Genomic DNA, 24,538 nt, shown 5'->3' on the forward strand with positions numbered 1-24,538 from the left:
TTTTGATTAATCCTGTCATCTTCATAGAATGATTAATGATCCCTCGTAACTTACTTATATATGAAGAAAAACCACATTGCATTCATTAAAGAATACAATGTGGTTTCCCGTCATACGTTTTGGATTCTAGTTCCCTGTACGTGCCAGCTCTTTCATATTCGCCTCGAAGGCGGCGAGGAGCGCTGCTTCCCCCGTCAGGCCTTGATCCTGTACCTTCTCGATATGCAGCAGCATGCGTTTGTAATCCTTCGGAATGATACGGACAAAGCGGCTGAGCGCTTGATCCCAGTCTCCCAGAATTTGCTGTGCCGGCACGCTGCCGGTATAGTGCTCATGCTGCCGGACAAGACGATGGAGGGCTTCCGCTTCCGTTCCATCCTCGACGCGTTCCAGAAGCACCATCTCCAGATTGCAGCGATCCACGAAGGTTCCCTCAGGATCATAGACGTAGGCTATGCCGCCGGACATCCCGGCCGCGAAGTTGCGTCCGGTTTCCCCGAGAACGACCACCCGGCCGCCGGTCATGTATTCGCAACCATGATCGCCGACGCCTTCGACGACGATGTTCGCGCCCGAATTACGTACGGCAAAACGCTCGCCGGCAATGCCTCTTACATAGGCTTCTCCGCCTGTAGCCCCATAGAATGCGGTATTCCCCGCAATAATGTTCTCCTCGGCTTTGAAGGTTGCTTTAGGTGAAGGTTTCACGATCAGCTTGCCGCCGGAAAGGCCTTTGCCGATATAGTCGTTGGCATCCCCTTCAACAGTCAGCGTCATCCCTTTCGGCACAAATGCGCCGAAGCTCTGCCCTGCGGAACCCACGAAGTCGAATTGAATGGCGTCTTCCGGCAATCCGGCAGCACCATACTTGCGCGTGACTTCGCTTCCCAGGATGGTTCCCACGGCACGGTCCACGTTCGTGATCGGGAAGGTGCCCTTCACCGCAGCTCCCGATTCCAATGCCGGCGCGGCGGTGCCCAGCAGCGAACGCATATCCAGCGTCTGTTCCAGACCATGATTCTGGCGTTGGGTACGGTAGCGCGTGCTGCCCTCCGGCAGCTCCGGCGTATACAGCAATGCCGAAATATCCACGCCTTTCTTCTTCCAATGATGTTCCGCTTTGACGGCATCCAGGCAATCCGTACGACCAATCATTTCGTTAATGGTACGGAAGCCAAGCTCTGCCATCAGCTCGCGCATGTCTTGAGCGACAAAGCGCATAAAGTTGGCGACATGCTCCGGATCTCCCGTAAAGTTCTTGCGCAGCTCCGGATTCTGCGTAGCCACGCCGACCGGACAGGTGTCCATTTGGCAGACGCGCATCATAATGCATCCGACGGCAATCAATGGTGCCGTTGAGAATCCATACTCTTCGGCTCCGAGCAGAGCCGCCACCACCAAATCGCGCCCGTTCAGCATTTTGCCGTCGGTCTCCAGCACCACGCGGTCACGCAGATTGTTCATGATGAGGGTTTGATGGGTCTCGGCAAGCCCAAGCTCCCAAGGCATGCCGGCATGACGGATGGAGCCTTGCGGCGAAGCACCCGTGCCGCCATCGTAACCGCTGATCAGGATGATGTCCGCGCGGCCCTTCGCAACGCCTGCGGCAATCGTGCCTACGCCCACTTCGGATACGAGCTTCACGTTGATATCCGCACGTGGATTGGAATTTTTCAGGTCATAGATCAGCTCCGCCAAATCCTCGATGGAGTAAATATCATGATGCGGCGGCGGCGAGATCAGCCCTACGCCCGGCGTCGAACCGCGGACTTCGGCCACCCAAGGGTATACCTTGCGGCCCGGCAGCTGTCCGCCTTCACCCGGCTTCGCTCCCTGCGCCATCTTGATCTGGATTTCGTCCGCGTTCACCAGGTAATTGGAAGTGACGCCGAAACGTCCCGACGCCACCTGCTTGATGGCACTTCGGCGGGAATCGCCGTTGGCATCCGGAATGAAGCGGGCCGGATCCTCTCCGCCTTCACCCGTATTGCTCTTGCCGCCGATGCGGTTCATCCCGATCGCGAGGCTTTCATGCGCTTCCTTGCTGATGGAGCCGAAGGACATCGCGCCCGTTTTGAATCGGCGCATGATGGACTCCGCGGATTCAACCTCATCGAGCGGCACCGGTTTGCCGGCCGGCTTGATTTTGAGCAGTGCGCGAAGCGTCAGATGCTGCTCATTCTCACCCTGCACGAGCTCGGCGTATTTCTTGTAAGTTGCGTAGTCATTGGTCCGGACGGCCTGCTGCAGCAAATGGATGGTTCTCGGATTGAACAAATGCTCTTCCCCGTCCGCTCTCCATTGGTATTCGCCGGCTGAATCCAGCGCTTTATCGTTGCCGTCCTTGTCGGTAAAAGCACGCTCGTGATGGGCCAGCGTTTCCCTGGCCACTTCCTCCAGGCCGATGCCGCCGATGCGGGACGGCGTCCGCGTGAAGTAGCTCTCCACGAAATCTTCCTTCAGGCCGACGGCTTCAAAGATTTGTGCGCCGCGATAGGACTGAATCGTGGAAATCCCCATCTTCGACAACACTTTCACGACGCTTTTGCTTGCCGCTTTAATGTAATTTTTCACAGCCTTCTCATGCGAGATGCCGCGAAGCATGCCTTCCTGTATCATGTCGTCCAGCGTTTCGAACGCAAGATACGGGTTGACCGCGCTCACGCCGTAACCGAGCAGCAGGGCGTAATGATGGACTTCGCGAGGCTCGCCCGATTCCAGCAGGATCGCCACCTTGGTCCGGGTTCCCTGACGAATCAGGTGATGATGGAGCGACGAAACGGCTAGCAGCGAAGGAATCGCCGCATTGTCCTTATCCACGCCGCGGTCGGACAGGATCAAGATGTTATGCCCCTTGGCAATGACTCGGTCTGCGGCTTCGCAGAGGGTGTCGATAGCCTTGCGAAGCCCTTCGGCTCCTTCGGCCGCCGGGAAGAAAATCGGAATCGTCATGGACTTGAAGCCCGGACGGCGGACATGGCGCAGCTTCGCAAACTCTTCGTTGGACAGCACCGGCGAATCCAGGCGGATGTGGCGGCAGCTTTCCGGTTCCGGCTTCAGCAGATTGCGCTCCGGGCCGATCGTCGTCGCCGTCGAAGTGACCAGTTCCTCGCGGATCGCATCGATCGGCGGATTCGTCACTTGGGCGAACATCTGCTTGAAGTAGTTGAACAGCCGCTGCGGGCGGTCGGACAGCACTGCAAGCGGTGCGTCATATCCCATGGAAGCGATCGCTTCCGCGCCCGTGATCGCCATCGGCTCGATCACTTTGCGCAGTTCCTCGTACGTGTAGCCGAACGCTTGTTGGAGCTGACGCACATTCTCATGCTTCGGATCCGGAAGTTCCGGCGCATCGGGAAGATCATGCAGCTCTACCAGATGCTCATCCAGCCATTCGGAATATGGAAGCTCCGCCGCGATGCTGGCTTTGACTTCCTCGTCGGAAATGATGCGGCCTTCCTTCGTGTCGACAAGCAGCATGCGTCCAGGACGCAAGCGATCCTTGTACAGCACATTTTCCGGCGCAACGTCCAGAACGCCCGCTTCGGAGGACAGGATGATCAGATCATCCTTCGTCACGTAATAACGGGATGGGCGCAGCCCGTTCCGGTCCAGGGTGGCGCCGATCTGAACGCCGTCCGTGAATGCCATCGCCGCTGGTCCGTCCCATGGCTCCATCAGCGTGCTGTGGTATTCGTAGAATGCTTTTTTGGTCTTATCCATGCTCTCATGGTTGCTCCACGGCTCGGGAACCATCATCATGGCCACGTGCGGCAGGGAACGACCGCTGAGGTACAGGAATTCAAATGTATTATCGAACATCCCGGTATCGGATCCGTCCGGGTTGATGACAGGTTTCACCTTCTCCAAATCGCTTCCGAACAGCTCATGCTCGAACATGGACTGGCGCGCGTGCATCCAGTTCACATTTCCGCGCAGCGTATTGATTTCGCCGTTGTGAATCATGAAACGGTACGGATGCGCACGTTCCCAGCTCGGGAACGTATTCGTGCTGAAACGGGAGTGAATGAGCGCTATCGCCGATTCCAAGCCCTCATCCTGCAGGTCCAGGTAAAATTCCCCCACCTGCTCCGTCGTCAACATGCCTTTATATACGATTTTTCGGCAAGAGAGGCTGGATACGTAGAAGCTGTCGCCTTCGGGCTTGCCGCTGTAACGGATCGCCAGCTCGGCGCGGCGGCGGATGACATACAGCTTGCGCTCGAACGAGAGATCATCCTGAATGTCGGCGCTGCGGCCGATGAACACTTGGCGGACATACGGCTTTGCCGCTTTTGCGGACTTGCCCAGCATTTCATCATGGGTAGGCACATCGCGGAAGCCAAGCAGGGTCTGGCCTTCTTCGGCAATAATCGAAGCCAACTGCTCCTCATGTGCCGAACGGACGGCAGGATCATGGGAAAGGAACAGCATGCCTGCACCGTAATGTCCGGCTTCGGGAAGCTCAAAGCCCAGTTTCGCCGCTTCGGCAGCAAAGAAGGAATGAGGAATCTGCAACATGATCCCCGCACCGTCGCCGGAGTTCGGCTCGCTGCCCTGACCGCCGCGATGCTCCATATTCGCAAGCATGGTCAGCGCGCTGCTGACGATTTCATGGGATGGCTTACCCTTGATATGAGCAACGAAACCCATACCGCAAGCATCTTTTTCGAACTGCGGATCATAGAGGCCCTGTTTCTGGGGAAAATCAGTATGTTTCATAAGATGCAACCTTTCTTTTTATAGAATAAAATGCTGCTGATCAATAACAGAAAAACGTAAAGGTTGGACATCAATCCTCTCCTGCAGTGGACACACTGTCTTGAGGCGATGCAGTATTGTGCAAAAGCGACAAGGGTTAACATTTACCTAACACGTAAGATTAATTAGTTCTATATATTTTATCACCGTCATACAATGCAGGCAATTCAAAGTTTTTATGAATTTGATAAGAATTGTTTTTGTGAGAGTAATCACAAAAGTTAGTTAAATATTATGTAGAATAGTGCAAAAAAACATGCAAATAGAACATTCCGAACAAGCGGTTTTCATCACTTTTTTCGTAATTCGTTATCATATCGCTCCGCTTTGGCCGCTCACTCCTCTCTCCGGCAGTGAAGCCGTGATCATCCTGACCATCCATCCTATATAAAATGAAGCTCCTTCATGATCGGTTCTCGGGAGTATTTCCAGCAGCAGGTTGAGGGGGGCCGATGAACCTTGACGCAACCATACCCGGTATCGCGTCGATGATCGACACGTTATATCGGCTCATCAAAAAAAGGACCTCCCCTGGATCTGTTCGATCCCCCGGGGAAGTCCTTTTCCTTACATATTATATAGAAGTTCTTCTTACGCAGTCACCGCTGTATCGGCGTCTGCTGCTTGCTTGTTGTTTCGGATTGCCAGGAAGTACACCGCGGTCAACACTAGGAACACCAGACCGAATCCGGCCAGTACGCCCACGTTGGCCCACATACCGTCGAAGCTTCCCGTGGAAATGACGTCTTTGTAGCCTTTTACGCTGTAGGTCATCGGCAGCAGCGGATTCAAAGCCTTCATCCAGTTCGGAATCAGCTCTACCGGGAACGTGCCCGCGCTCGTTGTCAATTGAAGGATCAGGATTACGATGACGACGAAGCGTCCAGGCTGATCCAGCCATGTGACGAACATTTGCACCAGGAACATGAACGACAAGCTGGTAATGATGGAGAAGAGATAGAAGAGCGGAACGCTCTGAACCTCTAGCTTCAATCCGTACAGCATGACAACCGAAGCCAGCAGCGCTTGAATCAATCCCATGCCGGCAAAGGACAGCGTACGGCTGACAAACCGGTTCCAGCCCGATGCGTTCGGTACCGATGCCTCGCGGATCGGCAGAATAATCGTGCAGAGCAGGGCTCCGACAAACAAGCCGAGCGACAGGAAGTATGGCGCGAATCCGGTACCGTAGTTCGGTACTTCGTTCACTTTATGCTCATCTACCTGAACCGGTCCGGCAAACATCGTGACCGTTTCGTCGGTGGTTTGGATACCGCCAGTCTTGTCGGCAGCCTCGTTCAGCTTGCCTGCAAGCTCCCCGCTGCCTTCCTTCAATTCGTTCATTCCGTTGACCAGCTCGCCAGCCCCGGAATCCAGCTGTTTCGAGCCGTCGGCGAGGGTCGTTACGCCGCTTCCCAGCTTGCCGGCTCCGCCTGCCAGCTGCTTCGTGCCTTGCGATAGGGCGGCCGCGCCGCTGGCAAGCTCCTTGCCGCCGGCTGCCGCTTCGCTCAGCTTCGTGTCGAACAGCTTCATGCCGTCGGCCAATTGGTTTTGGCCGGCGTTCAGCTGTTTGGCGCCGGCCAGCAGCTCTTGGCCGCCCGCGGCGAGCTGTTTGCCGCCGTCAGCGAGCTGGTTCGCGCCGGCGCTCAGCTTGCCTGCGCCTTCCTGCAGCTGCTGCGTGCCTTGATTCAGCTCCGCTGCGCCTTGCGCCAGCTGCTTCTGACCGGCATTCAGCTCACTCGTGCCGGAGGCGACGGACTGGCTCGCGGCCAGCAGCTGCTGCACCTCCGGACTTTGCGCCAGCTCCGGATTGCCTTCGGCCAGCTGCTTCAGGCCGTCCGCGACAGCCTTTGCGCCTTGCTCCAGCGCAGCCGTGGCTTCCAGCGATTGATTCAGGCCCGCCTTCAGGCTGCCGCTGCCATCATGAGCGCTCTTCGCTCCCGCGGCAAGCTGGGCTGCCCCTGCCTGGTTGGCTTGCAGGCCTTCATTCAAGGCCGTGCTGCCGGCTGCGGCCGATTCAATGCCCGCCTGCAGCTTGGCACCGCCCTTGCCGGCCTCTTCTGCCCCTGCTTGCAGCTGGCTGTGAGCCGCCTTAAGCTGATCCAGGCCGGAGGCGAGGGAGCCCGCTCCCGTGTTCAGCTTGCCGGCACCGTTATTCAGCTCCTGCACGCCCTGCGTCAATGGCGCGATGCCGTCTTGCAGCTCCTGCGTGCCGCTGACGAGTTTAGCCAAGTTCTCTTTGAGCTTCACCGCGCCGTCGTCCAGCTTCACGGCACCTTCGGACAGCTTCGTGGCGCCGTCCCCCGCTTCGCTTAGGCCGTCAGATACTTTGGCCACTTGGTCGAACAGGGTTTCCGTGTAGGCTTCAGTCACTTTCGCCGACACCTTGGACTGAATCTGCTTCACGGCAGATCCGCCGATCTGTGCCGCAAGGAAGTTGTAGCCTTCGTTCGGCTCGAAGACGATTTGCGCAGGCTGCGGATGTTCATCCATTAACGTTGTCGCCTGCTGCGAGAAATTTTCCGGAATGCTGATGGTCATGTAGTATTTGTTATCCTGCATGCCCTGTTCAGCTTCGCTCCGGTTAACGAACTGCCAATTAAAATCTTTTCCCTTCTTCAGCTCGGCCACCAAATCCTCGCCGGCGTGAAGCGTCTTTCCTTCAAAAACGGCGCCCTGGTCGTTATTGACGACCGCTACGGGCAAATCCTCCATCTTTCCGTACGGGTCCCAGAAGGCCCCGAGGAACATACCGCTGTACATGACCGGTATGAACAGCACCGCGATGATCGGAATCAATATTTTTTTATTCCGAACGGCGGCACCAAGATCTTTGGCAAACACAGATAATGACTTCATCCAGTCTCTCTCCTTTTTTTTCTATAGATACAGCAGTTAACCAGCCGACATGAATCTGCTCTTACGGCAAATCACATCTTCATTCCAGTACACAATGACCAATATGCTCATTCGGTCAGTTTAGACCAAAAAAAACGATCCCTGGCAAGGAAGGCGATCCCTCAAGCCAAGAGAGTCCGCCTTCCTCATCACGAAGGAGATTGCATCTTCCTCTTACGAGGAGGCTTTGAGCCCGTCAGCCAAGAACACCATCATATATTCCTTGATCTGTTCCTTGCTGAGCGGCTTGTGAAGCTGATTGAAGTCGGTCGTGAGCGCAACGTACAGCTTCAGCATCACAAAGGATACCACCTGAGCATCCAGCGGCTTGATCTCACCGATCGAAATGGCATTCTCCACGATTCCCTTGAGATACCCGACGATTCCGTTCTCCACTTTCGTCAATCCCTCATGCGCCTTAGGCGTGCCGATGTCCCGAACTTCCTGAGACAGCTTGATGAACAGCTCATGCTCGCTTCGGAATTCAAGCAGCGCATCCAGCACCCGGTAGAGATTGTCAAAGAAATCCCTGTCCTTCCGTATCTCCCGTTCGGCCAGACGTTTCATCTCCATGATGGCCGATAGCAGGATCTCGTCGAACAGCTCATCCTTATTCGTGAAAAACGTGTAGATCGTGCCTTTCCCAACATTTGCAATCTTCGCCACCTGTTCCATCGTCGTCGCTTTGTATCCGAACAAAGCAAACGACTTGGAGGCAGCATCTAGCACCTGCTTCCGTCGGTCCACAGCTGGCATGCTTACCCCTCCTTCTACGATCTTCTTTTGATTGGCCTTTTCTTTCGAAACTGACCAAAATACAATTATGGTCATTCGGTCAAAAATCACTTTACCAGATTATCGGATGCGTTGCAATATCTTTCGTTAAATTTTTTTGAAAATGCGGATGCAGGGTTCAAATCTTATCATAACGTCTAATGAAAGAAAAAGTCCGCCGGTAAAATAAATTGAAATGCTTTTCCCTTTTGCGCGTATACTTAGGATGCATACTCTTTTTTTCGCGCCGCTCTTCAAAAAATGATTCCTGTTTTGTAAGATAGAGGGAGAAAGAAGTAGGTGAAACCATGCGATATACAAGAGTGCTCCTCTTCTCAGAGGGTTTCGGCACAGGACATACGCAAGCGGCGTATGCGCTGGCTGAAGGTATACAGCGGATGAATCCCCGCATCCACTGCCGCGTCATTGAACTTGGCAATTTTTTGAATCCCACCGTGGGGCCGTTGATTTTGTCCGCTTATCGAAAAACCGTCAGCACCCGGCCGCGCCTTGTCGGCATGCTGTACCGTTCGCAATATAAGAAATCGTTAAACCGTCTGACGCGGCTCGCGCTGCATCGGATTTTCTATGCGCAGGCCCAGCGCGTCATCGAGGAGCTGAAACCGGATCTGATCATATGCACCCACCCGTTTCCCAACGCCGTGGTCTCCCGCCTGAAGCGCCAGGGGCTTGATGTTCCGCTCTATACGCTGATTACCGACTATGATGCGCACGGCACCTGGGTCAATCCGGAGGTTGATGAATATCTCGTATCGACGCCTCATGTGAAAAAGATGCTCATGCTGCGGGAGATTGAGCCGGAATTCATCCATGTGACCGGCATTCCGGTGCATCCGAAGTTCTGGGAAAGAGGCAGCCGGGTTGCGCTGCAGGCCGAGCTTGAATTAAAGAACATGCCCACCGTGCTGATCATGGGGGGCGGATGGGGCCTCGTATTCAACAAGGAGCTGCTCAGCAAGCTGGCCGGCAGGGCCGATGATATCCAGCTGGTCTTCTGTATGGGACAGAACGATAAGCTGGTTGCCAGCATGCGCGAAGATCCGATCTTCCAGCATCCCAACATTCATGTTCTCGGTTATCGGGACGATATACATAAACTGATGGACGTGTCCGATCTTCTCATCACGAAGCCCGGCGGGATGACATGCACGGAAGGAGCCGCCAAGGGAATTCCGATGCTGTTCTATGAGCCTATCCCGGGACAGGAAGAAGTGAATTCCCACTTCTTTGTCAGCGAAGGCTACGGGGAAATTCTCGACTCCCCTGCCGTGATCGACAAGTGGTTGAACCTGCTGTCCGATCATTATGACCAGGTGGAGAAGAAGCGTAACGGAGCGGGCCGGCAGCGCACGCCTCATCTGGAGCCCGACCACTGCGCCGGCCAGGTGATGGGATTGCTGACCGAAGGACGCATACCCGTTTATCCCGAAGATGCCGTCAAAATATTGGCGGACCAGCCCTAATATGCATCCTGTTCCCAGAACGCGCTTATGCACTTATCCTCTACCAAAAAGCTTCCCTGTCCTATGTGACAGGGAAGCTTTTTTAAGTATAAATCGATCTATATTTCCAGCGTTTCTCCTGCTTTCAACGGATGACCCTGAATGCCCGTTTGGGCCAGTTCGTCGCAGAAGGCCCTTGCATCCTGTTTAATGCCCGGGAACGTGTCATAGTGCACCGGGATGACATGCTTCGCACGAATCCACTGTGCGGCCAGCAGGGCGTCCTGCGGGCCCATCGTCAACATATCCCCGATCGGCAGCGCGGCTGCATCGATGTTGTTCATCTCTCCGATCAGGCGCATATCGCCAAACAAACTTGTGTCGCCAGCATGATAGAACGTTTTTCCGCCCATGGTCAGAATGACGCCTCCAGGCTGCCCCGCATAGATCCAGGTATCCCCCACCGAGATGGAGGAAGAATGGAAGGCCGGGGTAAACTTCACCTTAAAACCGTCGAACTGCGCGCTTCCGCCGATATTCATTCCATGGGATTTGGCTCCCTGCTGGCCGCAATACACGGCGAGTTCGTACACCGCGATAATCGGACAATCATTCTGTTTCGCGATTTCGATGCAGTCGCCAAAGTGGTCGGAGTGCCCATGCGTCAGAACCACTGCATCCACTTTCACGTCACTGGGTTCGATGCCGGAACCGGGATTACCGGACAGCAACGGGTCGATGATGACACGAACGCCGCCTTCCTCCACCAATATGCTGGAATGGCCATAATACGTAATATTCATGGTTAAACACACCTCCTACATCCTAGTTTACCCTTATGGGCACTACTTGTAAAAAGAGTGATTTCCTATTTTTTTAACAAAAGTCCTGGAATGATGCACCGTGAGATCCTGAGCCAGCTTCAAAGACAGGAAGAAGTACGTATCGTCCTTCACCTCTTTTTGACCATGAAGCGCCGCATTCACGGACTTAATCGTCTCTTCGTTCGGCTGGACACGTTTAAGACGCCCGTTCGCTACAGGACTAAATTGATGCTTTTGATAGATGACATCGGTTATCGTATCGGGAAAATTGGCTGACCGCAGCCGGTTTAAGACAACGTTGGCAACTGCCACCTTGCCTTCGTACGGTTCGCCTTCCGCCTCTGCCATGACAATCTTCTGGAGCAGAAGCAGTTCTTCAGCTGACAAATCATAGGTCCAGGTCGCTTTGTCTTTTTGGTCCTGGGTTAACGTATTTGTTCTTGTGAAGAATAAAGTTGTGGGGGGTGATAGGCTTTCCGCCTTGGATTTGACGACATGAGTCCCCTTTTGTTTTGCCGGTTTCCCGTCCGCAGCCTGAGATTTGGTTGCTTTCTTCTTCTCATCTGCAGTCTTCAATGATGCTTTCGAGTCGATCTTCCCGGAGGCTAAACCAATGCCTTTTGCGTTTGAAAAAGCATGAACCTTGCTCCCCGGCTTATTCCACTCTTGGAAAACAATTGAAGACAAAATGTTGACAGGTTCCCTATCCTGCTGCCTACTCTCAGCTTTAACGTAGTGATCAGGGTCGCCTTCCGGAACCGGAGCAGCCGTTACAAATTTGGGCATGTCCTGCTTTGGCTCTTTCCCTTCCGTCGTTTTCGATTGCATTCCAAGCAAACTTATAAGAGACAAACTCACAAAGAGCGCTCCGATGAGCAGCGCAACCCAGCGATTTTGCCGTAGCACTTTCATAACCATATTTTTCCTCCTATGATGTCGGCACATTTCTACACTATGTAACCACATTTTTAGGCGTTGAAAACATGGTAATTTTATGAACATTCTATTTTCAATTTCAAAAAATGGTCGAAAGCCGCGCCACACCTACGGTTTCGTACATCGGGCTCGCCTGTAAATTTGTTCGAAAAAGAACCATTTCTAGCACGTCCCACTGGATAGGTTCGGGTCCTTTTCCGATAACATCCAAAGAAAATGTTTGATTTCCTTGAAATTTCCGGCCAACCGTAATATGCGGTCGAAAGGGACGCTCCTCCGGTACGAATCCGAAAGATTCCATCCGCGACACGACCGATTGCTGCAGCTCAGCGAGCGCATTCAGATCCCCGCCGACCCCAGCCCATAGAATCCTTGGGGAGCCGCTTGCCCCGAACACGCCGGCATCATAAAGACTGAGCTTGAAGGGCTTGCGTTCCTTGGCTACCTCCTGGAGCGCTTCGGCGAGCTCCGCTATGCGATGAGAGGGCGTATCGCCCAGAAACTGTAAGGTAATGTGGTAATCCTGCGGATGAACCCATTTTTTGAAATTGGCTTGCTTCCTCAATGTTTCCGTCCAATCCTGTATCCGGGAGGAAACCTCCGAAGGCAGACGCACGGCAACAAACAAACGATCCATAGCTCCCTCAGCCGAATGGCTCAACTACGACACTTCCTTCCAATCATCTTTTATCGCTAGCAGTCTAAGCACTGCCACCATGTTTTCCTGGTTCGTTTATAGTTTGAGCAAGAACATCTGAAAATAGTATGAGGGGTACATCAAATTCGCCTAAAAATATGATGAAGCTTCAATTTACCATAAATCGGACAATAATTCATGTACAAATTTACCAATCGCGTCCGTTCGTTCATGCGCAAAGCGATGATTTCTGATAATATGTTCCCTAAGAGATTTTCGCTATGATTCTGGTTGAACATCATATTCCTTAGGAGGTAGTACCATGCCGAACATCGTGGCCATACACGACTTAACCGCCGAGCAGCAGCAAAAAATCAAGGAGATTGCCCCCGACTATGACCTGTTGGTGACAAAAGCGAAAGAGCTGACGGGAAGCATCGTTCGGAATGCCGAGATCATGATCGGCTGGTCACGCTCCATGCAGGACGAGGTATTGTCCGCCGACAGTAAGCTCAAATGGATTCAAGCCTGGTCGGCCGGGGTGGATAAAATGCCGCTCCGTGAACTAGAGGAAAAAGGCATTCAGTTGACCAACGCCAGCGGCGTACATAGCGTTCCGATCACGGAGCATATTTTTGCGATGATCCTGGCCTTCAACCGCAACCTTCATCTCGCGATCCGTCAGCAGTCGAACAACAAGTGGGATACATCCGGCACGTTCACGGAATTGGCCGGCAAAACCATCGTCATCGTCGGCGTCGGCCAAATCGGCAGCCATACGGCACGGGTCGCCCAGGCGTTCGGCATGCGGACCGTCGGGGTCCGCAACTCCGGCAAGTCCGATCCTAACGTGGAATCGATGTATAAGGTCGATCAGCTCGATGAAGCACTGGCGCAAGGCGATTACATCGTCAATATCCTGCCGCTGACCGATGAAACCCGCGGATTGTTCAATACGGCAAGGTTCTCGGCGATGAAGGACTCCGCCTTCTTCGTGAACGTAGGCCGCGGCCAGACCGTGGTCACGGACGACATGGTCCAAGCGCTGCAATCCGGAGCTTTGGCAGGCGCGGGTCTGGATGTCTTCGAGGAAGAGCCTCTTCCTGCGGACCATCCGCTGTGGAACCTGGACAACGTCATCATGACGCCTCACATGGCAGGCGATACGGATCGATACGGCGAGCGTGCCGTGGATATTTTCCTGGAGAATTTAAAGCACTACGTAAACGGAGAGCCGTTATCCCGCAATGTGATCGATTACAGCAAGTCGTACTAAGACCAGGCAACAAGTCGTGAAGCACCGTTTCGTATCTAGATCCACGCGTTGGTTTAAGGAGCTTGTCAAAAAAAGGAACGTCCCGAGGTTTTCCATGCCTGTCGGGACGCCCTTTTTATTTATATGGAAAATGGAGTGAGCACACATAAATGCAGCCGTTTACAAAACGCGTCATTGAAGTGATTCAGAGCATTCCGGAAGGATACGTGATGACTTATGGACAGGTGGCCAGACTGGCCGGCAGCCCCAGGGGCGCCCGGCAGGTCGTCAGAATACTTCACACCCTCAGTCATATTCACAAGCTGCCGTGGCATCGGGTCATCAACGCCAAAGGAGAAATCGCGATCCAAGACGATGAGTCCAGGCTCATGCAGGAGCTGTATCTGCAGGACGAAGGTGTTGCCGTCAATCACAAAGGCATCATTGATTTGGAGAAGTATCGATATGATCCTGCCGAATAAATCGGGGAGCCGTTTATTCGCACAGCCAAATATCCCTTACAAAGCTCCCCTTGCGGGTCGTGCAATGAGAAAGCACCTTCCACCCCGTGTCCGTCAGCTGCTCTCTTAGCGGCTCCGTACTTACGATGACAGCACGATCTGACAAGCGGCGTAAGCTTTTCAGCATCCGCAACTGCTCATCCTCTGGAAAGACGGAGCACAGATTATACGGCAAATCCAGTACAGCGGCATCATAATGTCCATGCAGCGTGTTCATGTCCTGGACGGCAACTTTATTGTCATCATAACCGTAGTGCCGGAGATTCACCCTCGCTCCCCGAACCGCGAGCGGATTGATGTCACGGCCCTCGGCCGGGATTCCCATCGAGAATGCCTCGATCAATACATTTCCCATTCCGCAGCAGGGATCCATGAGCGTGGCACCGTTTATCCGAGGCACGGCCAGATTGACCAGCGCCCTGGCCACCCTCGAGCTGAGCCCTGTCGAATAATTTTGCGGCTTCCGCTTATGCTCCAGCCAGGCACGTTCAGGCTCGTGCAATACCCCCAATCGCCAGATTCCGTTTAGGGATATCAGGCCGAGCGTGACATCCGGAGATTTCATCTGCGCCGTTCCTTCGATTCGGCCACCTACCATCCGTTCGAAACCGCGCAATTGATCATAGCTGAAACGATCGCCCGCCTTAAGGCAGACGACTTTGAAGGTCGTTTGGTTAAGTCGAATGCGGCCTGCTTGCTCGGCGATGCTTTCGATGGAATCTCCAGTCATCTTGACGTCAAGGCTGGCCGATAGGAACGGGCTGCGATCCGGATCGACCCGCCGCTCGCTTTCCAGCCAGTCCGCACCGTCAGGCCCCTGACCGAACAGCTCCGTCAGCTCCATCAAGCATAGCGCCCGCTCGGTTTCATGACAGGCATACGTATACAGATAAGATGATTTATCGCTCATGGAGGACGGACCGAAGGTCATGTCATAGTCGTTCGTATTCTTCATGTATTTCGTCTCTCTTCTATTATATATGTGCAGCAGTGTGCAGCAGTCGCTACTGCCCCATTAACAGCCGATACGATTCCAGCCGCGCATCGTAATCGCTCACGGGGGTAACGACCAGGAACTCGTCGCACCGGTATTTTTCCGCCATCATCTGCAGCTTATCTCGCACGCTTGCAGGCGTGCCGATGATTAGCCTCCGGGATGGACCGGAAGAATCGGAATCCGTCGGTTCCGAAGGAAGGTCGCTCTCCCCAGGCCGTGGAATTAACGCGGCCAGCTTTCTTGCTTGCTCCTCCGTCTCCGCGCAAATCACGCTCACCGCCACCATCGCACGCGGTTCTCTCAGATCAGCGCTTGGCTGAAAGCCTTCCCTGTAAGAACGGAGAATCTCCGCCCCGTCCGTATCGCTCATAAACTGTCCGAATACATAGCCCGTCCCGAATTCGGCTGCATACCCGGCACCTTTCGTATTCGTGCCCAGCATCCACATCACCGGCTGCGCCGCAGGTACCGGTTTGGCTGCCACCGGCACATCGTCGTAGCGATACCGGTCCTCCAGCAGTTCGGTCAAAGCCCGAATCCGCTGCGGCAAATCCGCCACATGCCCCAGGAAATTCCCGCTAAGCGCCATGCTCGTATGGGCCGAACCTCCCGGCGCCCGCCCGATCCCGAGATCGATGCGACCGGGATACAGCGCCGCCAGCATGCGAAAATTCTCCGCCACCTTCAGCGGGCTGTAATGGGGCAGCAGCACGGCCCCGGAACCAAGCCGGATGCGCGTTGTTCGGGCGCCGATATGGGACAGCAGGATCTCGGGCGACGCACAGGACAGGTGCTCCAGATCATGATGCTCCGCTGCCCAGTATCGCCCGTAGCCCCATTGTTCCGCAGACTGCGCCAGTATCACCGCTTGCTGCAAGGCTTCTTCGAACGAGCTCTCTCCCCATCGCGGAACCAGATCAAGCACGCTCAGTTTCAATTGGCTATTCATGCAATCCCCCTTGTATCGCCGTTACTAATCCAAATCATAGATCGAACCTACCTTGAGTCCGTACAACTCGTTATAGATTTTCTCGGCAAAAGCGTCCGTCATCCCTGCGATATAATCAATCACCATATGCTCCCACGTCCAGATCGGATTCGCCCGCTTCTGGTCCGCTTCGTATCGCTGGAGCCAGTCGGATGGAATGATCGCCGTTGAAGCGACAGGATCCAGAAAGGCATCCCACAAGCGCTTGATGATCCATTCGCTGCGCTTCTGCAGGCGCTGAACCCGCAGGTCGCGAATCATGGTCACCCAGGCGAAACTTTTCAGGACGCTGACCGTTCGCAGCATATCCTCGTCTTCCACGCCGTCTTTGACAAACGTGACCTTTTTCCAATCCCCGTTCGCGATCACGCCAAGGCTGCCCACAAACAGGCTGACCCAGTAGGCCTTGACCTCGCGCCGGGTGCGTGAATAATCATTCTCGCAGGTCGGCATTTTTTCGTTCCATATTTTCAAAAACTCGTCCAGCACCAAATCCACCTTCGGCTGGATCTGCTCCTTGGTCCATCCCTTCCACACCTCGTCTTCCAGCGTCATGATCTTCTGCACGATCAACTTGTTGAGATGGCTGTCCCGCAAAAAGTGCTCGTGCACCTCAATCTTCCCGGCTTTGATGCCATCCTCCAGATCGTGCGCGGAATACGCGATGTCATCGCACAGATCCATAAGCTGCGCTTCCAGCGTTCTGTGCGTTCCGGGTATTTGCCACTCATTCCGGATATGGGAGATGTATTCCCATTCATGCCGGTACATCCCCTTGGGATTATCCAGGCCGGAGAACGGATATTTGTTGATGCCAAGCAGCACCGCATCCGACAGGTTGAGGCCGTTTACGTTCTCTCTTTTCTCCAAAAACATGATCAGCCGGAAATTGTGCGCGTTCCCTTCAAAATGCTCATATTTGCGCCGCATGGCCTGCTGCACCTCGGCCGCCTGCTCCGGTGTCGGCGTACCGGGCTGGCGCGTCAGCTCCTTCTCGGTCCTGCGGTCAATGAGCTTCTCCAGAATGCCCTGCAGCACCTCTTCGCCCTTATGGCCGAACGGAGGATGCCCGAAATCATGGGCGATCGCCGCGCATTCCACCACCTCGGGATCAATCATCAGCCCTGCGTTCTCGGCCTGCTCCGGCAGCACTTCGGGATAAAGACGCGTCAGGCTACGTGCCGCTTCTCTCGCAATCTGCGCCACCTCAAGCGAATGCGTTAAGCGCGTCCGGTAGTAATCGCCGGTGCCGGCGCCGAATACCTGCGATTTTCCTTGCAGCCTGCGAAACGTCGGCGAATGGATCAGGCGCGAATAATCCCGCTCGTATACCGCGCGCGAAGCATCCGACTTCGTTTGCTCCGGATATTGGCGATGCTCTCTAAGCTCCTTCAGTGTCATTTGTCCCACTCCTGTTTTTTTATCTATTTAAGGTCGATTCGGAATCGTTCGTTCTTTAGATTATATGCCATACGGCATCCGAAGAAAAAATGTTATTCCCTTTCCGCCTGTTCCCTCATTGTATACCCGGCTCATCCTATCCGTTATCGCCAAGCAAGATATTTTCCTGTCTGAGTCAGGTATGACGAAATCCAAATACGTAATGCTTCACCGTCCAGGAAAGCTGCGGGAGGGCAGAAGGCGCAATAAATCCTCCCATTATGCAAAAATACCAAGTACTTATAGGATTAACACAAGACCTGTGCGCACATTCTTGCTACGTTTTAGGTAAGCGCTGTCATACAGTCTGAAGCGCACCGCAGAAAGGAGGGAAATGATATTTATTAACGATTACATCAACCTACGGGAGGGATCGCCGTGAAACGAAGGTTTGCTTTATCCAAAAAAATGGCTTTCTGCCTGATCAGTGCAGCCATGCTGCTTGCTGGTCTATTTGAAGGACAGAGTGTCGCAGCTAATGAGAGCAAGTACCCGGCTTCCGCATCGGCCAGCAGCTACGACACCCGCTGTGCTTGCGATGCATCGAAAGCGGTGGACGGCAGTCTTAGCACACGCTGGTCCGGCGAAGGCGACGGCACTTGGCTGAGGCTGGATCTTGGGTCCGCCCAACCGGTTTCACTGGTCAAGATCGCGTTTTACAACGGAGACACGCGCACATTCACCTTCGATATTCAAACCTCATCGGATGGCTCCAACTGGCTTCAAGCACGGAACGCTGTCACTAGCGCTCAAAACAACCAACTGCAATCTTTCTCCATCCCCGTCGCTGAAGCCCGGTATGTACGCATTGTGGGCTACGGCAACACCTCAAATGACTGGAACAGTTACACAGAGGTCGAAATTTGGGGAGGTACTACGGATGGAGGAAGCGGAAACCTTGACCCGGCTAAACCCCCTTCGGGCAATTTTGACCTAACCAAGTGGAAAATCACCCTGCCTGACGCGTCCGAGATTCCAGCTAGCGCACTCGCCGGCGGCTATGAGCATCCGGATTGGTTCTATACCGATCCCGTCACCGGCGGCATGGTATTCACATCCCCTAATATCGGCGAGACCACCACGAACAGCACCTACACCCGCTCCGAGCTTCGGGAAATGCTGAATCCGTCGACGAACAGCGCCTCCTCATGGGCCAATAATTGGGTAACCTCTACCTCCTCCCCATCCATAAAGTCGCAGGCCGGCGGCGTGGATGGAACGATGAAGGCTACCTTACGCGTGGATCGTGTATCCGTCAGCGGTAACGAAGCCGATAAAATCGGCCGCGTCGTGGTCGGGCAAATCCATGGCCCCAGCACCGAGCCGATACGGCTTTATTACCACAAGCGTCCTTCGGACAGCAGGGGTGCGGTTTATTTTGGGACCGATGATCTGGACAACAACAACACCTGGGTGAACATACTCGGCGGACCGAACCAGCTTAACCCTTAAACGGCATTGCCCTCGGCCAGACATGGAGCTATGAAATCAAGGTGACCGGACTGCTCATGACGGTAAAAGTAATCCCGGAGGGCGGATCGGCCACCACCGTGAACCATACCCTCCCAAGCGGTTACAACGATAAATATCTTTACTTCAAAGCAGGCGTCTATAACCAGAACAAATCCGATACCACCTCCGATCAATCCGACCATGTCAAAGCCACTTTCTTCTCACTAACGCACATGCATCCGTAGCTTCCACTTGTCCATCCGATGCCCGGGACAGTCCAGCGCCTGCTCCCGGGCGTTCTTAAACACGCTTCAACTACCAATCGAAAAGCGAGGGATGAAACGTTGAAGAAGAAACTTTACCGGTTCTCATGCCTAGTCCTCTGCCTGCTCATAACCATGAGCGTCATGGCATCCCCAGGGCAGCTTCCTGTTATATCTGCACAATCTGTTGCAGAATTCGATCTTGCGGCAGAATCTGTTGCCTCAGCTTCCGATCCCCTACCGGAACCAGAAGGTCCGGATGTTCTATTCTTCTCCGATAACTTCGATTCCGAGCGATATGGCACCACCGGAGGAGTCGTCGTTCCCCTGCCCTGGGTTCAAACCGGGGAAGGCGGAAGCAAAGCCAAGACCTCCGTATCCGGCAGCGCGCCGTCCACGCCGAACCTCATGAAAATCGACGTGACCGATTCCGTCTATCTGCCCGTCAATACGACGGGTTACGGCAACATCAAGCTGAGTTATTATACGAGAGCTTCTTCTTATGTCAGCGGAAGCATCGTGGCAGAGTGGTCCGGCGACGAAGGCGCGACCTGGAGCCTGCTGGAGGATTTCAAGCTGGCCCCGGGAACTCCTGAAGCGCCGCGCAGCGAATCCAACACGTTAAAAACCTGGACGCTGCCGCCGGAAGCGAACAGCAATCCGAACGTGCGAATCCAGTTCCGGGTAGGTGATCCGATGAACGCCAATATGTATATCGACAGCGTCTCGCTGTCCGGTCAGGCCATCCCGGGCGTTCCGCCTGCGATCGATCCCGTGCCTGAACCCCCGCCGGCCGAAACCGGCCCATACCCTGCTCCGGAAGGCGTAACCCTCTATGAGGACGTTTTGATCGGCAAAGCCGGCGACCGGGACCTCTATACGTCCATCGCCGTTCCGAGCACTCCCCCGGCCGAGCCCATGCCGGTCATGATCTACATTCACGGCGGGGGCTGGAACAAGGGCGACCGCAAAAACGCCCTGGGCAGCATCTGCAACTATGTCCTTAAACGCGGGTACATCGGCGTTTCCTTAAGCTACCGTCTAACTCCCGAAGCGCCTTACCCGGCCCAAATTCAAGACGTAAAGCTGGCCATCCGTTATTTGCGCGCCCACGCCGAGCAATACCACATCGATCCGAGCCGAATCGGCGTCTGGGGCACTTCGGCGGGAGGGCATCTCGCTTCCCTGCTCGGAACGACGGGAGACCTGACCTTGGAGGATACGGTTACGCTGGATACCGGCGATTCGGTGCATCTTCCCGATATCGAAGGCGCCGGCGGCTGGCCGGAATACTCCACCAAGGTGCAGGCCGTGGTGGACTGGTACGGACCTGCCGATTTCACGACCGATTTTGCCGACCGGTACAGTTCGGTCACGAAGCTGCTCGGCGGGCATAACGCCCTGTCCGTCCCGATTGAAGCACGGCTTGCCATGCCCGGAACGTACGCCACTCCCGATGATCCGCCGTTCTGGATTCGGCATGGAGACGCGGACGCCACCATCCCTTATACCGACAGCGTCACCTTCGCCAATCAATTGACGGCCGCCGGCGTTCCTGTGGTCGATTTCGAAATCGTTCCCGGCCAAGGCCACGGCTTTACCGGAGAAGCCAAAACAACCGCGGAAGCGGAAGCTTGGGCCTTCATGGAGCAGCACGTGAAGAATCGGGAGGTCACGACGCCGATTCTCTACAAAGACGGCTACACGCCTCCTGATCCGACCGATCCGACCGATCCCACCGACCCGACTGATCCTTCAACGGGCATCCCCGTTGAGGTTGGCCGTTTGGAGCCCTCGGACGATGCGTTGATCGACAGCTCCAAACCGGACGCCAATATCAATTCCGCTACAGGCACAAGCGTCGGTTTGTTTAGCGTTTCATCCGGTACAACCAACAAAAGGTATGTCTATTTCAAATTCGATGCTTCCACCCTGAGCGATCCCGATTACCGGTACGAATTCCAGGTCGCCGCGAAAAAAGGCACCAGCAACACGGATCTTGAGCTCTCCCTCTACGGGATCGAGGATACAGCCTGGAGCGAAAGCCAACTGACTTGGAACAATGCACCCGTGAACGTTCTCGATCCAAATGCTTATATCGGATCGTTTACCGTACAGGCCGAGAATGGCGGCCGGCCGGAGGTATACAGCGTCGATGTGACGGACTATGTCCGCAGTCACCTCACAGATGGCAGCGTATCGTTTCTCCTGGCGGATGCGGCCCATACCGGTGTCAGCGTCAATATCTATACCAAGGAAGCCAATGGCTCCAGCAATCCGAGACCTGCCATGGTCGTGAGCGAATGGGTGGATTCCAGTCAGGATACGACGCCGCCGTCCTGGCCGGACGGAAGCCGCCTGTCCATCGGCAGCATTGGCGAAGATTATGTGCTTTTGTCATGGCCGACGGCGGAAGACAACAAGATCGTCGCGAAGTACAACGTTTATCAAAACGGCGTCAAAGTCATGGAGCTGGGCTCCGACATCACCCGCCATGAAGCGGAGGGACTATCACCGCACACGGAGTACAGCTATAAGGTCGAGGCCGTGGATGCGGCCGGAAACGTCAGTCCGGTTCCGCTGACGCTCCAGGTTACGACGCTTAGCGCTCCCTTAGCCCCTTGGCCTGTGGCCTCGGTCACGGCAAGCGGCAGCGACGGCAACATCGAGGATAATACCCTGGACCAGAATCTATACACCCGCTGGTCTGCCGCCGGCGACGGTCCGTGGATCATGTACGATCTCGGCGAGGCCCGGGACATCGGTTATCTGGGTATCGCCTTCTATAAAGGGGACGCTCGCGCTACGGAGATCGATATCGAAGCCTCCGATGACGGCGTGACCTGGTCTTCCCTCTTCAACGGTTCGAGCAGCGGAACCACCACCGCAATGCAGGCTTTTGACGTTCCAGATACGAACGCCCGCTACGTGAGGCTGACCGGGCGCGGAAATTCGGACGGCAGTGCCTATACGAGCCTAACGGAAGTTCATATCTATCCGCCTTTCGCTAACGGGGATACGCCCGTGGCGATCATTCCGGATTTTGTGCCGCAGCCGCCGGAGGGTACCGTTCCTTTTACCGCCCCAGGCATGAAGAATGCGGACGGCAGCGACCATCCGGTGCATCAGGCTTTTGCCGCTACCGGAAGGACGCTGAACGTGGTCGATTACGGGGCTGATCCTGCAGACAATGCAACGGACGATCGACCGGCGATCCAACGAGCGATGGATGAAGCGCTCCCGGGCGACGAGGTGTTTTTCCCGAATGGGGTTTACAACTTAAACAGCACGCCCGATGGACTGACCAATCTGATGCTGAAATCCGAGGTCAATTTACGCGGGGAAAGCCAGAACGGCGCGATTCTGAAGACCTCGCTGAACAAGGTCCGCAACAGCACGATGCTGAGATCCGCCAAACAGCATGACCTTACCATCTCCAACCTGACGCTGACATCTGCCTGGGATGGCCAGTACACGACGGATCACAGAATCAACAACCCGGATGCCGGCGGCCCCGACATGATGATCATTGCCGCCAATTATGGCGAGGCGCCATCGTACAACATCACGATCGACGGCGTAACGATCGAGAAATTCAGCCGCATGGGCGTCCGCATCGAGAACAGCCATGACATCGTCGTCCGCAACACGACGTTCCGAAATGCCACGGATCTCGGTCCGGGCGGTGCCGGGTACGGCGTATCCATTCAGGGCGTGCCGAAGGTCGACCGCAACGGGTTTGCCAACGATACCAGGTGGAATCTGGTCGAGGACTCCTCCTTCGAGGGGCCTTACCTGCGACACGGCGCACTCATTCAATATGTGGCCCATAACAATGTGATCCGGCACAGCGAATTCCACCAGGTCCGGCTGGATGCGATTGATCTGCACGGGGAGCTGGAGTATTTTAACGAGATCCACGATAACCTGATCACCGACATGCCGTACGGCGGCGGCATCGGCATCGGGAATACCGGGGGGACCGCTCCGACCAATCACAGCAAATCCGGCCCGCAAAACTATATCCACGACAACACGATCCGCAATGCCCGGGAAGGCATCGTCGTATCGATGGGCTCGCCGGATACCATCATCGAGAACAACTGCATCGAGAATACCGTCGATATTCCTAACGCGGCAGGCATCAATATTTTGAACGGGCCGGGCACGATCATCAAAGGCAACACGATCCGTCAGAACACCGCCGAGCATTATTGGGGCATCCTGCTCGAGCACGACAACGGGGACACCAACGCGGGCGGCATCGGAGCCGGAGACCCGGAGAACGTGCAGATTCTGGACAACGTCATCACCGGCAACAGCAACGGAATTCAGCTCCAGGCAGGCAAGAATATCAAGCTAAGCGGCAATACGCTGGACAATATCGGGGAGAACTTCACGGCGGCACCTGACGTCACGTATACCGATCTCACCGTGGGCCTGGAGTACAGCACGACGGCCCCAACGAATGGGGACGTTGTAGCAGCCTTGGTGTCGGAGAGTCCGATTACCGTTACGAATAACGGCGGATCTCCAACTTACAGGTTTACGGAGAACGGTTCGTTTACCTTCGAATATGCGGATGAGGACGGCAACGAAGGCACCCTAACGGCAACCGTGTCGAACATCGATAAAATCGCCCCGGTTCTTACGGTTACGCTCTCGCCTTCCGTATTGAAGGCGCCGAATCGCAAAATGGTCGATATTCGCGCCAGCCTCGAATCCAGCGATGAAGGCTCGGGCGTCGCGTCCATCGTGCTAACCTCAATCACCATGGAGAGTGCAGGCGGCAAGGGGGATAGCCGGGATATCCAGGGGATTTCCATTGAGAAAGTTAAGGACGCGAGTAACAGCGAAAGCAAAGGCAAGGGAGGTGATCGAGGACCGGATGTTCAGGATGCCGAATTCGGTACCCATGACACTCATTTCCGGCTGCGAGCGGAGAAATCGGCACGCGGTCAAAGCCGAATCTACACGGTGACCTATACCGTTACGGATCATGCGGGGAATCAAGCATATGCGGTGGGGACGGTGAGGGTGAAGTGAGGTAAGGTATAATACGCGAAAAACGTAATGGGGAGGCACGTTAATCTGCCTTTTACGTCGAGAAATTAGTTGGTTTCCCAGTTGGTTAAACATATTGACTGATAAATATTACATTATGGCAACCCGGAGTAGAAAAATCATCGAAAACTGCATCGCTGCTTTATTTTAGTCGCCGCTAGGCGACTTTTCTTTTTTCAGGCTATTCATGCTTGGTTAAACATATAGACCGATAAATGATTACATATAAGCGGTAATTTATATCGCGCCTACCGCCAATGCGCCA

General features: G+C 54.7%; 15 protein-coding genes. 6 read left to right on the forward strand and 9 right to left on the reverse strand.

Annotation, left to right across the window (positions count from 1 at the left end; all coding sequences use genetic code 11):
* Nucleotides 1–126: 126 nt before the first annotated feature.
* The 3 genes from gltB to P0X86_RS27580 form a co-directional block, all read right to left on the reverse strand.
* The gene (gltB, locus tag P0X86_RS27570; RefSeq protein ID WP_277746995.1) at nucleotides 127–4,722 is read right to left on the reverse strand and encodes a glutamate synthase large subunit; all 4,596 of its coding nucleotides are present in this window, start codon (nucleotides 4,720–4,722) and stop codon (nucleotides 127–129) included.
* A 630-nt stretch (nucleotides 4,723–5,352) separates the two neighbouring features.
* Entirely contained in the window at nucleotides 5,353–7,620 is a 2,268-nt protein-coding gene (locus P0X86_RS27575) for a YhgE/Pip domain-containing protein (protein ID WP_277746996.1), read from the reverse strand.
* Nucleotides 7,621–7,833: 213 nt separating this feature from the next.
* Nucleotides 7,834–8,415 carry a TetR/AcrR family transcriptional regulator gene (locus P0X86_RS27580; protein WP_015737333.1) on the reverse strand — a complete coding sequence of 194 codons (582 nt, stop codon included), beginning with the start codon at nucleotides 8,413–8,415 and terminating at the stop codon, nucleotides 7,834–7,836.
* Between the two features lie 326 nt (nucleotides 8,416–8,741).
* On the opposite strand from P0X86_RS27580, the gene P0X86_RS27585 reads away from it, so the two are divergent.
* Nucleotides 8,742–9,917 (forward strand): UDP-N-acetylglucosamine--LPS N-acetylglucosamine transferase, encoded by a 1,176-nt coding sequence (locus P0X86_RS27585; RefSeq protein WP_015737334.1) that lies wholly within the window; start codon nucleotides 8,742–8,744, stop codon nucleotides 9,915–9,917.
* 98 nt (nucleotides 9,918–10,015) lie between these two features.
* Here P0X86_RS27585 and P0X86_RS27590 read toward each other — a convergent pair whose 3' ends face one another.
* The 3 genes from P0X86_RS27590 to thpR form a co-directional block, all read right to left on the reverse strand.
* On the reverse strand, nucleotides 10,016–10,699 hold the full coding sequence (locus P0X86_RS27590; protein ID WP_015737335.1) for a metal-dependent hydrolase: 684 nt from the start codon (nucleotides 10,697–10,699) through the stop codon (nucleotides 10,016–10,018).
* 42 nt (nucleotides 10,700–10,741) lie between these two features.
* A complete protein-coding gene (locus P0X86_RS27595; protein ID WP_009590448.1) occupies nucleotides 10,742–11,638 on the reverse strand; it encodes a cell wall hydrolase in 897 nt (298 codons plus the stop codon).
* A 97-nt stretch (nucleotides 11,639–11,735) separates the two neighbouring features.
* Nucleotides 11,736–12,317, reverse strand: coding sequence for an RNA 2',3'-cyclic phosphodiesterase (thpR, locus tag P0X86_RS27600; protein WP_213579720.1), 582 nt, complete (start codon nucleotides 12,315–12,317; stop codon nucleotides 11,736–11,738).
* Nucleotides 12,318–12,615: 298 nt separating this feature from the next.
* On the opposite strand from thpR, the gene P0X86_RS27605 reads away from it, so the two are divergent.
* Nucleotides 12,616–13,569 (forward strand): D-2-hydroxyacid dehydrogenase, encoded by a 954-nt coding sequence (locus P0X86_RS27605; protein WP_213579721.1) that lies wholly within the window; start codon nucleotides 12,616–12,618, stop codon nucleotides 13,567–13,569.
* Nucleotides 13,570–13,718: 149 nt separating this feature from the next.
* Complete coding sequence (locus P0X86_RS27610; protein ID WP_015737339.1) at nucleotides 13,719–14,030, forward strand: MGMT family protein; 312 nt, start codon at nucleotides 13,719–13,721, stop codon at nucleotides 14,028–14,030.
* A gap of 13 nt (nucleotides 14,031–14,043) precedes the next feature.
* On the opposite strand, the gene P0X86_RS27615 is transcribed toward P0X86_RS27610, so the two are convergent.
* The 3 genes from P0X86_RS27615 to P0X86_RS27625 are packed head-to-tail and all read right to left on the reverse strand — an operon-like array spanning nucleotide 14,044 to nucleotide 17,455.
* Complete coding sequence (locus P0X86_RS27615) at nucleotides 14,044–15,024, reverse strand: TRM11 family SAM-dependent methyltransferase (protein WP_277746997.1); 981 nt, start codon at nucleotides 15,022–15,024, stop codon at nucleotides 14,044–14,046.
* 49 nt (nucleotides 15,025–15,073) lie between these two features.
* Nucleotides 15,074–16,015, reverse strand: a complete 942-nt coding sequence (locus P0X86_RS27620) for an LLM class flavin-dependent oxidoreductase (protein ID WP_096776572.1) — start codon at nucleotides 16,013–16,015, stop codon at nucleotides 15,074–15,076.
* 24 nt (nucleotides 16,016–16,039) lie between these two features.
* Entirely contained in the window at nucleotides 16,040–17,455 is a 1,416-nt protein-coding gene (locus P0X86_RS27625; protein ID WP_096776573.1) for a deoxyguanosinetriphosphate triphosphohydrolase family protein, read from the reverse strand.
* A 417-nt stretch (nucleotides 17,456–17,872) separates the two neighbouring features.
* Between P0X86_RS27625 and P0X86_RS27630 the strand changes: the two genes are divergently transcribed.
* From P0X86_RS27630 to P0X86_RS27640, 3 genes are all read left to right on the forward strand, one after another.
* A complete protein-coding gene (locus P0X86_RS27630; RefSeq protein WP_277746998.1) occupies nucleotides 17,873–18,946 on the forward strand; it encodes a polysaccharide lyase family 7 protein in 1,074 nt (357 codons plus the stop codon).
* Nucleotides 18,947–19,002: 56 nt separating this feature from the next.
* Nucleotides 19,003–19,191: a polysaccharide lyase family 7 protein gene (locus P0X86_RS27635; protein WP_277746999.1), complete on the forward strand. Its 189-nt coding sequence runs from the start codon at nucleotides 19,003–19,005 to the stop codon at nucleotides 19,189–19,191.
* A 99-nt stretch (nucleotides 19,192–19,290) separates the two neighbouring features.
* Nucleotides 19,291–24,255, forward strand: coding sequence for a CBM96 family carbohydrate-binding protein (locus P0X86_RS27640; RefSeq protein ID WP_277747000.1), 4,965 nt, complete (start codon nucleotides 19,291–19,293; stop codon nucleotides 24,253–24,255).
* Nucleotides 24,256–24,538 lie beyond the last annotated feature (283 nt).

The organism is Paenibacillus sp. BR1-192, from assembly GCF_029542445.1.
Lineage (GTDB): Bacteria > Bacillota > Bacilli > Paenibacillales > Paenibacillaceae > Paenibacillus_AQ > Paenibacillus_AQ lautus_A.